We start from the raw sequence: 15,349 nt of genomic DNA on the forward strand, positions 1-15,349 counted from the left end.
ATACAGTCGAGGCAGGTCCTATACTTGGGGTTCATTCAGGGAAAGAATCCAGCATGAACACGCCTCTCCATACGGATCTGGGGGCGACTCTGGAGCGGAGTCGTTCTGGCCTCAGGGAAAGCCATCGCCGGTCGATCATGCGACTCCTGTTCGCGGTCACCGGTTCATCTCTGGTTGTGTTTGCCTGCCTCCAGGTATTGAACGGGTACTGGTGGGTGGGTGCCATGGAACTCTTTGCCAGTGCGCTCCTGTTCTTTGGCGTGGGCAGATTGCGTGCCACACCGCACCTCCAGCACTGGACCTACGCCTACCTGATTACCCTGTTTTCGTTCTTCATGATCATCATGCTGCTGCCGCAGGCTTCGGTGTCGGCGTTTGTCTGGGTCCTGATGATTCCGGTGCTGGCGTATCTGCTGCTGGGCAAACGCGAGGGTATGCTGCTGAGTGTGCCGTTCATGCTTCTGGGCGGAGTTGTCTACTACCTGCACCTTGGCAGGGTCGGCAGCCCGGAAATGCTGATTGACCTCCTGAATATGATGCTCTGCGGTGTACTCATGCTGGCGTTCATACACGTCTATGAAATCTGGCGGGAAGAAGCCGAACAGCGCCTGGTGGATATGGCGGAAACCGATGCCCTGACCGGGCTGGCCAACCGCAGCAAATTCCAGGGCATCCTGAACCGTACCATCGCCGAAAGCGCACGCAGCGGTACCGAATTTGCACTGGTGATCATGGATATCGACCACTTCAAGGTTGTTAACGACACCCTGGGCCACGATGCCGGCGACCAGGTGCTGAAAAGCATCGGACGGCGCCTGACCGAGCGTCTACGGACCACGGATTCGGTCGGGCGGCTGGGCGGTGAGGAGTTCGGCCTGATCCTGCGGGACGTGAAGCCGGCGGTGGCGTTCGAATTGATGGACGAGCTACGCCAGCGTATTGCTGAACGGGACCTGACCTACGGCGAGGTTCACATCAGGGTTACGGCCTCGTTTGGCATTGCCCAGTGGCCGGCGGATGGCCGGGACGTCCAGACCCTGTTCTGCATGGCCGATCGCGGCCTGTATTCCGGTAAACGGTCCGGCCGTAACTGCGTCGCCCGCCCCGATGGCGTGGCGTCGCAGATACCGCGTGAAATTCTCTCTGGTCGGGCCAGTTAAATCCGGTACCCTTGGGTCATGAGCCATTTCCCGCAAGGAACGAATGCCCGTCATGTGCGAACTCCTGGCCATGAGTGCCAATACGCCCACGGATCTCTGTTTCAGCTTCACCGGTCTGACCCGTCGCGGTGGTGATACCGGGCCCCACAAGGACGGCTGGGGTGTGGCGTTTTATGAGGGCAAAGGGGTGCGGGCGTTCCACGATGTCGATGCCAGTGCCAACTCCCGCATCGCCGAAGTGGTCCAGACCACCCCGATCAAGAGCGAGGTGGCCATTTGCCATATCCGACAGGCGAATGTCGGTGCAATCTGTCTGGCCAACACACACCCGTTTCAGAGAGAGCTCTGGGGCCGCTACTGGGTATTCGCCCATAATGGCCAGATCTCGGGATTCCGGCCGACTCCGGGTTTCTACGAACCGGTCGGCAGCACCGACAGCGAGTCGCTGTTCTGCGATATTCTCAATCACCTCCGGCGTGACTGTGGCCGTGATACCCCAACGGAAACCATCGTCGCGCATCTGGTGGCACTGGCACAGGGCTATGCGCGTGCGGGGGTGTTCAATCTCCTGCTCAGTAACGGCGACTGGCTGTTCACCTTCTGCAGCACGAAGATGGCGAGCATCACCCGCCGAGCCCCGTTCGGACCGGCGAGGCTGAAAGATGCCGATGTCATCGTCGACTTCGAATCCGAAACCACGCCCGATGATGTGGTCAGCGTGATTGTTACCGAACCGCTGACAACGGACGAGGTCTGGGACATCTACCGGCCCGGTGAATGGCGCCTGTGGCGCAAGGGCGAGGTCGTCATGTCCGGGAAGGACGAAGCCGGATGACCTTTGCCACCCGGTTCCGGACGTCCGAATCGCCGCCCTGAGCGGCGTTACTGCAGAGTTCGGCGATTGCCGTTCTGGTACTCGGGCGCGATGTACTGCTGGATCTCCTCCTTGAACCGGGCAATCAGGTCACTGTTGTCCTTGTCCCAGGGGTGAAAACCCGGTTTGAAGTACTCCAGCCACGCCGGAATCAGGCTGGAGAAAGAGCCGTTTATGCCCCACATGCGCCACATCCCCGTAGCCGCCGCCCTCACCGAGAAATTCCCGCGATCGTTGAGCATCATCCGCCCGGTGAACCAGGTCGCTACCACGCCCAGCACGCCGGTACTCACCAGCTGGTAAACCACGCGTTCGGCGTAGGTACCGCCGGCCTGCTGGAACACGTCAAAGGCCACGGCCTTGTGCTCGGTCTCCTCAATGGCGTGCCAGACCCAGAGTGGACGCATGCTCTCGTCCATGTCTTCACGCACGTCGTCCCGTTCCAGCAGCATGTCGGCCATCATCGCGGTGATGTGCTCAAGGGCGCAGGTGACTGCCAACTGATGGCGTTTGGGCAGCAGGCGGACCACATCGAGCAGTACCTTGAGATCTTTCTCCATGGCTTCGACCGGCATGCCCTGGTCTCGCACATGCCGGTTCATGGCAATGTGTTCCAGGGAATGCATGGCTTCCTGTCCGATGAACCCCCGGACCTCGTCCTTGAGCCTGGGGTCCTGGATCTGGCTTCGGAACGCACGCACGGAATCCACGAAGAACTGCTCGCCCTCGGGAAACAGGACCGACAGGGCGTTCATGGTGTGACTGATCAGGTAGTTGTTGTCGACCCAGTACCGGGGCACTCGAACGTCGAATTCAAAGCCCATGCGCTGGGGCCTGATGGTGACGTTGTCGGGGGTGTTGGACCCCTTGTGGACGGCTGCTGCCCGTTTTTCCGATGTTTTCGTGCTCAGCATCTGTGTACTCCTCACTTTGGCTGATGGCATGGCTCAAGTGTGGGAGAGTCAACGCCGGGACGGAATGCGCGAAAGGGACGGCCATCGTTCAGGATGGGCCAGAGCAGGTGTGACGATTGACTATGTTGACGGAACCATACCTGCCCCCCGCCCCACTGTGGCGCCGGGGACCTTCTGATAGAGTCGGGGTGTCGCGTTTCGAAACCTTCCCTAAAGGATCTTGTATGGCAACAACCGGACCGGAAAACGAGCTGCGGACGCTGGGGCTGTTCCTGGTGCCCGGTGTCTACATGCGGGTACTGGCGGAAACGGTCCGGCAGCTCGGCCACAATGATCGGAAGCTCTACGAGGGCCTCAACTTTACCGCCGATGACCTCAAAGCCAACGACAGCCGGGTGTTTGTGACCGACGCGATCCTGATGGCACAACGTGCCCTCGATCTGGCGGGGCCGGACGGCCTGAGCTTCGCCCTCGCCCGCGAGTTGCGTCTGACCATTCACGGAACGCTCGGTTTTGCCGCCCTCACCAGCCCCACCTTTGAGGGTGCGCTGGATTCGGTGCACCGATACCTGCAGTTGCGCGCGCCGTTTCTGAGCATGAAGCAGTCCCTGGCTGGCGAGCGGGTATTGGTGCAGTTGTGCACCGAGTTCGACGTGCCGGAGCTCTACCCGTTTCTGGCCGAAACCGTCAGCGCCACCCTGATTCTCCTGACCGAACAGCTGCTCGACCGCGACGATGCCCAGGGCAAGGGGTTCGCCCTCGAGCAGGGAAAACTGCCGGGTGTCACCGTGCGCCTGAGCGCGCCGGAGCCGCCTTATTATCGACGGTTTGCCGACCAGTTTCCGGTCCAGTTCCAGTACGGTCAGCCGGAGGAAATGCTGGTCTTCCCCCGGCAATTGCTGGAGGTTCGCATGCGCCTGGCCGATGCGGACGCCTCGGAGATGGCCCGCGAGCAGTGTGAATTCGAGTTGCAGAAAGCCCTCAAGGAGCAGGGCGACATCTCCCTGGCCATCCGCAACATGCTGAGGATGATGCCGGGCCCCCTGCCGTCACTGGAGGTCATGGCCGAGCGCTTCTGCGTCTCGTCCCGGACCCTTAAGCGGCGGCTGGCGGAAAAGGACACCCACTACCGGGAAATCGTCGAGGCGGTGCTCAAGGACCGGGCCATCCAGCTGCTGCGTTATACCAATCAGTCGGTCAGCGAAATTGCCTACGAACTGGGCTACGCGGACCTGTCCAATTTCAGCCGGGCGTTCCGCAAGTGGACCGGCAAGTCTGCCAGCGAGTTTCGGGAGGACGGGCCGGATCCGGCGCCGGAGGTGGGGCCCTGAGGTTGGGAATTCGGTTCTTGGGGCTGCCTGGTTGGACGTGTGGTCGCAGGGTGGATGTTTATTTTTTGAATTCAGGGACTATGCCCTTATTGTTTGACGGGCGGGGGTTGGATTATTTTTCCCGCCAGGAAAAAGATGTCTGAGCGCAGCGAGTTGTTTTTTTCCAAGGGAAAAATAATCCAGCCCCCGGGCCAGCCACCAAACCCCAAAGGCCAGGTCCGCAGTCGAACCATCAATGGAAGCCAGAAGGAAAGCATCATGGAAACCAGAACTGACACCCACAGCAAACTCTTCGGTTACCTCCTCTGGATCTTTGGATTCCTCGGTTCCCACCGTTTCTACTACGGCAAACCCATCACCGGCACCATCTGGTTCTTTACCCTGGGCCTGCTCTTCATCGGCTGGATCATCGACCTGTTCCTGATCCCGTCCATGGACCGGGAGGCGGACTTCCGGTTCCGCGAGGGCGAGGTCAGCTACAACATTGGCTGGCTGCTGCTGACCTTCACCGGCGTATTCGGCCTGCACCGGATGTACATGGGTAAATGGATCAGCGGCATCATCTACCTGCTCACCGGCGGCCTGTTCCTGTTGGGTGTGCTCTACGATTTCTGGACCCTGAACGACCAGATTTCCGAACGCAACCGGGAGCATCGGTTCGACTGATCAGATGGAGGCCGCCCGCTCCAGTTCCACCAGGCCGTCCTCCAGGTAGTCGAGCATGCGTTGCAGGCTTGGCAGGGTACGGCGGCAGCCGATCAGGCCGAACTCGACCTGGTCACGGTAGCTGGTCAGGGTCATGTTCAAGGCCAGTCGGTCCATGGCGATCGACACCGGATACATGCCTTCCAGCCGGGCACCGTTCCAGTAGCGGGTCTCTTTGGGCCCGGGAACGTTGGAGATAACCACGTTGAAGGTCTGCCATTTCGGCGCCATCCCGGTGAGGAGGTGGAACGCCGCCGGCGCCAGGATCAGCGCGGTGTAATTGATGACCTCCTCCGAGGACATCTTGGCGTAGCGGTCCTTGGCCAGCTTGACGTCCTGATGAATGTGCATCAGTCGGGCCACCGGATCGATCAGATCGGTGCCCAGGGACGCCAGGATAATGCCGACCTGGTTGCCTTCGGCACTGTCGTCGCGGTGCAGGGAAACCGGCACCATGGCGATCAGCGGCTTGTCAGGCAGGGCATCCTGGTTCATCAGGTAGGTACGCAGCGCACTGGCACACATCGCCATCACCACATCGTTCACGGTCGCGCCAAACGCCTGGCAGACCTGACGAATGCGCTCCATACCGTAAGACTGTGCCGCGAAACGACGGGAGCCGGTGATTTTCTGGTTCAGGATGCTGCGTGGTGCGTGGAAGATGGAGTCGTAGGCTGGATTCTTGCGGGCCTCATTCACCGTGCGCAGGATTTCCCGTGCCACCGTCGGTAACGTCCCCAACTGTTTCCCGGATTCTCCCAGCAGGTGGGCAATGCTGCGCCAGAGTGTTGCCCGGTCATCGGTCTCCCCGCGGCCGCCCAGCGGCAGATCCCAGATCGGTGGCATGTTCCGTTCTGAGGGATCCGTGCTCAGCATGCGCTGGCCCATGCGCATGGCAGAAACCCCGTCCATCAGCGCATGGTGAACCTTGATGTAGAGCGCGAACTGCCGATCCCTCAGCCCCTCGATCAGATGAAACTCCCAGAGCGGGCGCTCCCGGTCCATCAGGTGTGAATGCTCGGCGGAGACAAAGGTCAGCAGTTCCCGGATTCGCCCGGGCGTGGGCAGCGCCTCGAAGCGAAAATGGTGTTCCAGATCCAGGTGTTCGTCGTGTACCCACACCGGTTGTGCCAGTCGGGTGTCCAGCCGCCGGTCAAAGGGCGCCGTTACCTGGGAGTGTTGGCGCAATTGTTCGGCCAGTTGGGCGACGTAATCATCCGGGGCGTCGTCTGGAAACGAAAACAGCTGCAGGCCACCCACATGCATGGGTTGCTGCCGTTTTTCAAGCCAGAGAAACAGCTGGTCGGTGGGGCTCAGGGGTTTCACGCTGCCATCCTTTTTATTGGTCGTATGCGCAGATAGTAGCGTAATTACCAGCGGCCTTAATTGACCCATTCGCGAATTCGGGGGTTGCCGACGGTCAGGTCTGGTCTAAGGTTCATTTCGTAGTCTTTGATTCAGGCTATCAACCAGATCGGAGGTTTGCGGGTGCGCGAAGCGGGAGGACAGAAAACCAGTACTGCCCTCAGGGGTGCCCGCTGCGGGGTATTGTTGCTGATGCTGCAGGTAGCGGCAATGGCCGCGGCGCAGCAGGCGCCCGGGGTGCGGCTCGAAACCGTGTCCCGGGAAGCCATCATCCAGGAGGTGTCGCTCAACGGCACCGTGAACCCGTTGCGGGTGTCCTCAATCTCGCCGGCGGTGGCCGGGCTGCTGGATTCGGTGCGGGTTGAAACCGGTGACCGGGTAGCCCGGGATGATGTGCTGGTCGAGCTCGATGACGAGCAGGCCGTCTACGAACTGGCGGCCGCCAGGGCCGAATCCGATCAGGCCCGGGCGTTTCTGGCGGAAGCGGAGCGGCGGCTCAGGGAAGCCCGCTCGGTGGGGGCCGGACGGAACATTGCCGCCACCGAGGTTCGAAGCCGCGAGAGTGAAGTGGTGGCGGCCCGCGCTGCCCTTGCGCGGCTTCACGCCGTACTCAACCAGATGGAGGTTCGGGTCCGTCGGCATCACGTCCGGGCGCCCTTTGACGGCGTCATCAGCGAGCGCAGCAGTGACCTGGGCGAGTGGGTGACCCCGGGCGACGAACTGCTCCGGCTGGTGGATACCACCAACCTTCGGCTGGATTTCCAGGTACCCCAGGACTATTTCAACCGGCTGGATGAGCGCTCGCAGCTGCTTGTGCGGCAGGGTTCCGACCTTGCTCAGGCGACCATCAACGTCCGGGTTCCGGTAACCGACCCGCAGTCCAGAACCTTCCTGCTTCGGGCGCTGCAGCCGGAAGGCGCCGGGTTCTGGCCTGGCATGGCGGTGCAGGCCGTCCTTCGGGTCAGCACCGGCAAAGAAGGGTTGACCGTTTCTCGGGACGCGATCAATCGCTACCCGGAGGGCCGGGTGACGGTCTGGATCGCCCGGGCCGCCGAGGGTGGAACCTACACCGTGAGTGAGAAACGAATCCGCCTGGGGACCGCCTTCAAGGGGCGGGTCGAGGTGACCGATGGCCTTAGCGGCGGTGAGCAGGTCGTGGTCCGGGGCAACGAGTCGCTCAGTGAGGGCATCACCGTCCGGATTGCCGAGCGGGAGGCGCGTTGATGTTTGCCGGCATCATCCGACACGGCACCCTCGTTGCGGTTATCGCGCTGATTGTGGCAATTCTCGGGACGGCGGCTGCGTTCCGGATACCGGTGCAGATGATCCCGGACCTGGAAGTCCGTACCGTGACCGTGGAAACCCGTTGGCCGGGCGCCACGCCCCAGGACATCGAGAAAGAGATCCTGATCGAGCAGGAGCGTTACCTGCGCAATGTGCCGAACCTGAGCCGGATGATGGCGACCTCCGAGAGTGGCTATGCGGAGATCGAGCTGGAGTTTCCGTTCGGTGTCGACATCACCGAAACCCTCATTCAGATCAACAATGCCCTCAGCCAGGTTCCTGATTACCCCCGAAACGTGGATGAACCGCGCATTGTAGCCGCCTCCTTCTCCTCCAATTCGTTCATGTACCTGCGCGTCTCGACCCTGGAAGGCAACCCGCGGGAGCTGGACATCGAGCTGATGCGCGATTTCATTGAAGACCGGGTGCGCCCCCGGATGGAAAGCGTACCCGGGGTGTCCGAGGTGGAAGTCGGTGGTGGCGCCGATCGGCAGCTGCAGATCATTGTCGACGCGTCGGCGCTGGCCCAGCGTGGCCTGAGCCTGGTGGAGCTGCGCGATGCGGTTACCGACCGCAACCGGGACATCTCCGGTGGCGAAATCGAGTCCGGCAAGCGCCGCTACCTGCTGCGCACCGTCGGCCGCTTCGACGATATCGAGGCGCTTGAACGGCTGGTGGTGCGGCGCACGGGTGACAGTGTGGTGCGGTTGGCGGACGTTGCCCGGATCGAGCCCGGGCACTCGCGCATCCGGCAACTGGCGAAGATCAATGGCCGCCGGGTGATTGGTCTGCAGGTCCGGCGCGAAAGCGGCTCCAACGTTATCGACATCAAGCACGCGATGATGAACGAGGTGGCGGTCATCAACGAGGAGGTCCTCCGGCCGGCGGGTCTGGTCCTGGAACTGACGGCCGACGATGCCCGCTACGTCGAGGCATCCGTCGCCAACGTCTGGACCAACCTGGGCATAGGCGCGGTGTTCGCCACCCTGGTCATGTACCTGTTTCTTCGTTCCGGACGGGCCACCCTGGCCGGCGTGTGCGGGGTCCCCCTGTGTGCCATCGCAGCCTTCCTCGGCCTGCTGATCACCGGTCGCACCATCAACGTGATCTCGCTGGCGGGCATTGCCTTCGCCATCGGTATGACGGTGGACAACAGCATCGTGGTGCTGGAGAACATCGAACGGCATCGACGGTTGGGCCTGGATCGTTTCGAGTCGGCGCTCAAGGGCGTGAAGGAAGTCTGGCCGGCGGTGCTGGCCTCGACCGCCACCACCATACTGGTCTTCCTGCCGATCCTGTTTATTCAAGAGGAAGCTGGGCAGCTGTATTCCGACGTCGCCATCGCCATTTCGGCCGCCATCCTGGCGTCCATGCTGGTGGCCATCACGGTGATCCCGACCCTGTGTGCCCGGCTCGATTTTGGCCGCGGATCGGTCCAGACCGACCAGTACGGCAATGAGACCGCCGGCGGCTGGGCCACCACCGTGATGGCGGCCGTGCGCTGGCTGGTGGCCGGATCAATGCGCCGCATCCTGGTGATCGCCACGACGGTGCTGGTCAGCGCCTGGGTGATCCTGTTCCTGACGCCACCGGCGGAGTACCTGCCTGAGGGCGAGGAACCCAAGACCTTTGCCGCCATGAGCGCACCGCCCGGCTACAACCTGGACGAAATGGCCGCGATCGGGCAGCAGGTGGAGGACCATTTCCTGCCCCATGTGAATGCGGATGGCGCGGCCTACGCAGCCGGCGAGACCGGCGTTCCACCCATGGCCTACCTGAACCTGCAGATCACGCCCACCGGCCTGAGAATCATCGCGGAGACCCTGGAGCCGACGCACATCGAGGCGTTGATGGACGAGATCACCCGGGTTTATGAGCAGTTTCCGGGCATGCGCGCGTTTGCCGCCAAGGGGTCGATTATTTCCAGCAATGATGGCGGCACCCGCAGCATCAATCTGGATATTTCCGGCCCGGACCTGGTCTCGGTCTATCAGGCCGCCAACGCCGCCTACCGGCGGGCCGAGGCCATTTTCGACAACCCCCGGATCCAGAGCCAGCCGCCCACCTTGTCCCTGGCGCAGCCGCTGATCCAGATCCGCCCGGATTGGGACCGGGCGGCCGAACTGGGCCTGGATACCGAAGCCATCGGTTTCACGGTAGCGTCGCTGACGGAAGGCAGTTACATCGACGATTTCTTCCTCGATGACGACAAGATCGATATCTACCTGTACGGCCGAGAGGGCCGGGGTTCAAAGCTCGCCCGGCTGCCGGATGTCATGGTGCACACTCCGGAAGGCGCCACCCTGCCGCTGTCCAGTGTGGCGGCCATCGAGGAAACCGTGGATACCAGTGTGGTCAGGCGGGTGGACGGTCGGCGAACGGTCACGCTCAACGTGATTCCACCCGGGGATGTCCCGCTGGAAGCCGGCGTGGAACGGGTGCGTACCGAGTTGCTGCAGGCGATGCGGGAGAAAGGCACGCTGCCGGCCAGCGTGAACGTCGACATCTCCGGCGCCAGTGACCAGCTCAACGCCACCCGTGACGCCCTGGCCGGCAACTTCATCATCGCCATAGCGATCGTCTACCTCGTGCTGGTGGCGATCTTTGCGCACTGGGGCTTCCCCCTGCTGATCCTGACCGCGATTCCCCTGGGCGTCGCCGGCGGCATTGTCGGCCTGGCCTTGATGAACCTGGTCGGGGGCCAGCTGCCCCTGATCGGCCTGCAGCCCCTGCGCCAGCCCTTTGACATGATCACCATGCTGGGTTTCCTGATCCTGATGGGCACGGTGGTGAATAACCCGATTCTGGTGCTGGACCAGGCGCGCCAGAACCTGCGCCACAAGGACGCCTCGGTGGTGGACGCGGTTACGGATGCGGTCCGCACCCGCCTGCGCCCCATTGCCATGACGACCCTGACCACGCTGTGTGGCCTGTCGCCCCTGGTGTTCCTGCCGGGCGAGGGTACGGAGCTCTATCGTGGTGTGGGGGCGATTGTGCTGTTTGGCCTGGTGGGTGCGGCTATTGTGACGGTGACGTTTCTGCCGGCGCTGACCATTGTTGTTCTGGGCTGGCGGGAGCGTTGGCAGGCTGCTTCGGGGGCTGGCCGGTAGCGGTCTTCTTTGGGGGGGTATCGCCGCTTCGGGGGTACGGTGTCTTTTTTCTTTGGGAAAAAGAACTCGCTGCGCTCAGACAGCTTTTTCCTGGCAGAAAAAAGACACCGTACCCCCAAATCGGCTTGTTCGGCTGCTCAGATAGACCGCTTTTCAGGCTACGGCGGATTCTGACTGGTCGATTGGCACTTCCAGACGGATTTTGTCGCCGTCCAACAGCACGGGATAGGTTTTGACCGACACGTTTTCATCTTCCAGGCACTGACCGGTTACCAGGCTGAAGTGTTGTTTGTAGAGCGGTGAGGCAACCACCGGTTCGCCTTTCAGATCACCGGTAATGCCCCGGGCCAGAACGTTAGTGCCGCTGAACGGATCGGTATGGCTGATGGCGAACAGGGCGGGCAGCCGGTGCGGCAGATAGAATACCGCCACCGGTCCGTCGTCAGTCCAGACCGCAATACCGGATTCCGGCACCAGATCCTCAACGGTACAAACTGCGTCCCAACAGGTCCGAGCTTTCATGGTCTTCCTCCTTAATTCGTTGTCTTTCTGTTTTCAAAAGTTCAGTGAGTGCTGCGGCATGGGGATATTTTCCGCCGGGGAAAAGGTGTCTGAGCGCAGCGAGTTCTTTTTCCCAGAGGAAAATATCCCCATGCCGCCGCGCTCCTGCACCCAGAAAACAGGCTAGGCTGACTCCAAAACCGGCCGCCGCTGATCCCGTTCGGTAGTCCACTGCTGCACCGGGTCCTTCTGCTCCGGCGCATTCACAAACTCCCGGAACCGCTTGCGCTTCTCCGGATCCTCCACCGCGGTCTTCCACTCGCACTGGTAGGTGTCGACGATGCCGTCCATGTGCTCGTCCAGTTCCGCACAGATCCCCAGGCTGTCCTCCAGTACTACCTGCTTCAGGTAATCCAGGCCGCCCTCCAGGTTTTCCATCCAGACACTGGTGCGCTGCAGCCGGTCGCCGGTGCGCACGTAGAACATGATCACCCGGTCGATGGTCCGGATCAGTTCCTCGTCCGACAGATCGGTGGCAAACAGGTCGGCGTGGCGCGGGCGCATGCCGCCGTTGCCGCAGACGTAGAGGTTCCAGCCGTTCTCGGTGGCAATGACCCCGAAGTCCTTGCTCTGGGCCTCGGCGCACTCCCGGGTGCAGCCGGACACCGCCATTTTGACCTTGTGCGGCGCGCGCAGGCCCTTGTAGCGGTTCTCCAGGAGGATGGCCATGCCCACGCTGTCCTGGACGCCGTACCGGCACCAGGTGCTCCCGACGCAGGATTTGACCGTCCGCAGGGACTTGCCGTAGGCGTGACCGGTCTCGAAGCCGGCGGCGATGAGTTTTTCCCAGATTTCCGGCAGTTCGCTCAGGGTGGCGCCGAACAGGTCGACCCGCTGGCCGCCGGTGATCTTGGTGTACAGGTTGTACTGCTTGGCCACCTCGCCCAGGACAATCAGCTTGTCCGGGGTGATTTCACCGCCAGGGATGCGCGGCACGATGGAGTAGGTGCCGTTTTTCTGCATGTTGGCCATGAAGGTGTCGTTGGTGTCCTGCAGTGGCACGTGGTCGGTGGCCAGAATGTGGTCGTTCCAGCAGGTGGCCAGGATGGAGGCCACCGTCGGTTTGCAGATGTCGCAGCCGTGGCCCTTGCCGTGCTGGCTGATCAGGGTGCGGAAGGTGCGAATGCCGTTGACCTTGACGAGGTGGAAGAGCTCCTGACGGCTGTACGGGAAGTGCTCGCACAGATCCTTGCTGACCTCGACCCCGCGTTTTTCCAGTTCGCTGTCGACGACATTCTTGAGCAGAGCGGTGCAGCCACCACAGCCGGTACTGGCCTTGGTTTCGGCCTTGACGCTGCCAAGGTCGCCGCAGCCAGCGTCAATGGCGCCGCAGATGTCACCCTTGCTGACGTTGTGGCAGGAGCAGATGGACGCGGTTTCCGGTAACGCATCCGGACCCAATGCCGGGGCGCCGCCCTGGCTTTCCGGCAGGATCAGGGTTTCCGGATTGTCCGGCAGGGTGATGTCGTTCAGGGTGTACTGCAGCAGGGTGTCGTAATGGCTGTTGTCGCCCACCAGGATGGCGCCCAGCAGGGTCTTGCCGTCCTCGCTGATCACCATGCGGCGGTAATGCCCAGCCTGTTCGTCGTTGAAGCGGATGTTGCGCGCCCCTGGGGTCTGGGCGTGGGCATCGCCGATGGAGCCGACATCCACGCCAAGGAGTTTGAGCTTGGTGCTCATGTCGGCGCCGGTGAAAGCGGCCTCGGCATCGCCGTTCAGCACCGAGGCCAGGGTGCGGGCCATGGTATAGCCGGGTGCGACCAGGCCGAAGATCCGCTGGTCCCAGAGGGCGCACTCGCCGATGGCGTGGATGTGCGGATCCGAGGTGGTGCACTGGTCGTTGACGACGATGCCACCGCGTTCACCGATCTCCAGGCCGCTGGACCGGGCCAGGGCGTCCTGGGGGCGGATACCGGCGGAGAACACGATCAGGTCGGTTTCGAGGTGGCTGTCATCGCTGAAGTTCATGCGCAGGCGAGCATCCACGCCTTCCACGATGGCGGTGGTCGCTTTCTCGGTATGAACCTGCACACCGAGCTCTTCGATCTTGTGGCGCAGCAGCGCGCCGCCGTCGGTATCCAGCTGCACCGGCATCAGCCGGGGCGCGAACTCCACCACATGCGCCTGCAGGCCGAGGCTTTTCAGGGCGTTGGCGGCCTCGAGGCCGAGCAGGCCACCGCCGACCACCACGCCGGATTTGCCGCTCTGGGCACTGGCCCGGATGGCGTCCAGGTCCTCAAGGGTCCGGTACACGAAACAGTGCGGGTGCTCGCGACCCTCGATGGGCGGTACGAACGGGTAGGAGCCGGTGGCCAGCACCAGTTCGTCGTAACGGTACTGCCCTTTGGGCGTGGTCACTGTGCGCTGGTCACGGTCAAGGCTGGTGACCGCCTCGTTCAGACGCAGCTGGATGCCCTGTTCGGTGTACCAGTCCGCAGTCCCCATGGCGAGATCGGCGTGGGTCGAGCCGGCGAAGTATTCGGACAGGTGGACCCGGTCATAGGCCAGCTGCTTCTCCTCACCGAAGACGATAATCTCGTAGTCGGAGGCCGAGGGGGTGGCAACGAATTGTTCCAGGAAGTGATGGCCCACCATGCCATTGCCAATCACGATCAGGGTTTTCTTGCTCATGGGTATGTCCTCTCTCCTGGGTGGCGGCTCAGGCCGCCACCTCGCAAAATTGCCTGCCAAAGGGCAGTTGCGCCCGGAACCGGGCAATGTTGGCGTTCTCGGTGATCAGTTCCTGATACCAGGGGCCCTGGCCGGTGTCGCCAACCAGAATGGCGCCGACCAGGCGGTTCTCGCGGATCATCAGATGGCTGTAACCGCCGGTTTCGAAGTCCTGCCAGATCAGGGATTCGGTGCTGTCGTCCGGGGCTTGCAGGCCGCAGGAGAAGACCGGAACGTCGCTGATCTTGAGTCGGGTGGCGAGCACCGAACTCCGGTAGCTGGCGCTGCTGGTTTCATCGGTAAGTACCTGGGCCAGCACCCTGGCCTGCTGGTATCCGGGTTCAACCAGGCCGAAGGTCTCGCTCTCCAGCTCACAGCATTCCCCCAGGGCATGGATGTTTGGATCGCTGGTGCGCAGTTGCCGGTTCACCCGGATGCCACGGCCACAGTCCAGGCCTGCCGCTTCCGCCAGTTCCCGGTTCGGCACGATACCGGTGGCGACGACCACCAGGTCGGTACTGATGACGGTCTGATCGTTCAGCTGCACCGCCCGAACGCTGTCCCGACCCAGAAACTGGACCGGAGCGGTCGATGTCAGAATGTCCATGCCCTTAGACGTCAGGGCGTCGGCGAGCAGGTTGCCGCCGGTGGGGTCCAGTTGCCTGTTCAGCAGGTGCCCGCTGCGATGAAGGACGGTCACGGCTACCCCCCGACGCAGCAGGCCGGCGGCAGCCTCCAGACCGAGAAAGCCGCCCCCTACCACCACCGCCCGTTGCCGGGTCCGGCTCTGCTCAATCAGGTGGCAGGTGTCATTGAAGTCCCGAAACTGGGTAACCCCGCGCAGGTCCTCCCCGGGAATGCCGAGCTGTCCGGGCCGGGATCCGGTGGCGATCACCAGTCGGTCGTACCGCTGGACGCGCCCGGTGGTGGTTGTCACGGTTTGGCCCTGACGGTCGATGGCCCGGACCGACTCGCCGCCATGGACCTGAATGCCGTGGCGGCTGAACCAGTCCCCGGGTTTGAGGGTCAGGCTGTCCTCGTCGGCATCGCCACTCAGCAGTGCCGACAGCTGGATCCGGTTATAGGCCGGACGGGATTCCCCGTTGAAGACAACAATGTTCAGACGGGGCGCAGGATCCCGGGCCACCAGCTCCTCCAGGAATCGTTGTGCCACCATGCCATGGCCACAGACGACCAGAGTGCGTTCCCTGTTCCGGGTCATACCTGCTCCTCTTACTTTCCGAACAAACAAAAAAAGCCGGAGCATCTCATCCCCGTGGGGGAATCGATGGTCCGGCGCCAATGCCAACAACTATGATCTGATGGTCCGGCCCAATCCATGGCCGGGACGTTCGTCCTTGGTTTTGGCTAAGCG

The 15,349-nt window shown here is 62.4% G+C and carries 11 protein-coding genes; 6 read left to right on the forward strand and 5 right to left on the reverse strand.

Annotation, left to right across the window (positions count from 1 at the left end):
* Positions 1–53 precede the first annotated feature (53 nt).
* Both QQF73_RS12710 and QQF73_RS12715 read left to right on the forward strand, forming a co-directional pair.
* Positions 54–1,160: a GGDEF domain-containing protein gene (locus tag QQF73_RS12710; protein WP_219867619.1), complete on the forward strand. Its 1,107-nt coding sequence runs from the start codon at positions 54–56 to the stop codon at positions 1,158–1,160.
* Between the two features lie 52 nt (positions 1,161–1,212).
* Positions 1,213–1,995 (forward strand): class II glutamine amidotransferase, encoded by a 783-nt coding sequence (locus tag QQF73_RS12715; RefSeq protein WP_219867620.1) that lies wholly within the window; start codon positions 1,213–1,215, stop codon positions 1,993–1,995.
* Between the two features lie 47 nt (positions 1,996–2,042).
* Here the strand turns inward: QQF73_RS12715 and QQF73_RS12720 are convergent, their stop codons facing one another.
* Positions 2,043–2,948, reverse strand: coding sequence for a metal-dependent hydrolase (locus QQF73_RS12720; RefSeq protein WP_285368445.1), 906 nt, complete (start codon positions 2,946–2,948; stop codon positions 2,043–2,045).
* 224 nt (positions 2,949–3,172) lie between these two features.
* Between QQF73_RS12720 and QQF73_RS12725 the strand changes: the two genes are divergently transcribed.
* Together QQF73_RS12725 and QQF73_RS12730 are read left to right on the forward strand one after the other, a co-directional pair.
* Positions 3,173–4,279 carry an AraC family transcriptional regulator gene (locus QQF73_RS12725; RefSeq protein WP_219867622.1) on the forward strand — a complete coding sequence of 369 codons (1,107 nt, stop codon included), beginning with the start codon at positions 3,173–3,175 and terminating at the stop codon, positions 4,277–4,279.
* Positions 4,280–4,537: 258 nt separating this feature from the next.
* Positions 4,538–4,945: an NINE protein gene (locus QQF73_RS12730; RefSeq protein WP_219867623.1), complete on the forward strand. Its 408-nt coding sequence runs from the start codon at positions 4,538–4,540 to the stop codon at positions 4,943–4,945.
* On the opposite strand, the gene QQF73_RS12735 is transcribed toward QQF73_RS12730, so the two are convergent.
* Positions 4,946–6,310, reverse strand: a complete 1,365-nt coding sequence (locus QQF73_RS12735) for a WS/DGAT/MGAT family O-acyltransferase (RefSeq protein WP_285368446.1) — start codon at positions 6,308–6,310, stop codon at positions 4,946–4,948.
* Positions 6,311–6,472: 162 nt separating this feature from the next.
* Here QQF73_RS12735 and QQF73_RS12740 point away from each other — a divergent pair, with 162 nt between their 5' ends.
* Together QQF73_RS12740 and QQF73_RS12745 are read left to right on the forward strand one after the other, a co-directional pair.
* Complete coding sequence (locus QQF73_RS12740) at positions 6,473–7,573, forward strand: efflux RND transporter periplasmic adaptor subunit (RefSeq protein ID WP_285368447.1); 1,101 nt, start codon at positions 6,473–6,475, stop codon at positions 7,571–7,573.
* Positions 7,573–10,743, forward strand: coding sequence for an efflux RND transporter permease subunit (locus QQF73_RS12745; RefSeq protein WP_285368448.1), 3,171 nt, complete (start codon positions 7,573–7,575; stop codon positions 10,741–10,743). Before QQF73_RS12740 ends, QQF73_RS12745 begins: the two co-directional genes overlap by 1 nt.
* A 153-nt stretch (positions 10,744–10,896) precedes the next feature.
* On the opposite strand, the gene nirD is transcribed toward QQF73_RS12745, so the two are convergent.
* The 3 genes from nirD to QQF73_RS12760 form a co-directional block, all read right to left on the reverse strand.
* Positions 10,897–11,265 carry a nitrite reductase small subunit NirD gene (nirD, locus tag QQF73_RS12750; RefSeq protein ID WP_219867626.1) on the reverse strand — a complete coding sequence of 123 codons (369 nt, stop codon included), beginning with the start codon at positions 11,263–11,265 and terminating at the stop codon, positions 10,897–10,899.
* A gap of 162 nt (positions 11,266–11,427) precedes the next feature.
* Complete coding sequence (gene nirB / locus QQF73_RS12755; RefSeq protein ID WP_219867627.1) at positions 11,428–13,935, reverse strand: nitrite reductase large subunit NirB; 2,508 nt, start codon at positions 13,933–13,935, stop codon at positions 11,428–11,430.
* 28 nt (positions 13,936–13,963) lie between these two features.
* The gene (locus tag QQF73_RS12760; protein ID WP_285368449.1) at positions 13,964–15,196 is read right to left on the reverse strand and encodes an NAD(P)/FAD-dependent oxidoreductase; all 1,233 of its coding nucleotides are present in this window, start codon (positions 15,194–15,196) and stop codon (positions 13,964–13,966) included.
* Positions 15,197–15,349 lie beyond the last annotated feature (153 nt).

The sequence above is a fragment of the Marinobacter albus genome (assembly GCF_030238305.1).
GTDB lineage: Bacteria > Pseudomonadota > Gammaproteobacteria > Pseudomonadales > Oleiphilaceae > Marinobacter > Marinobacter albus.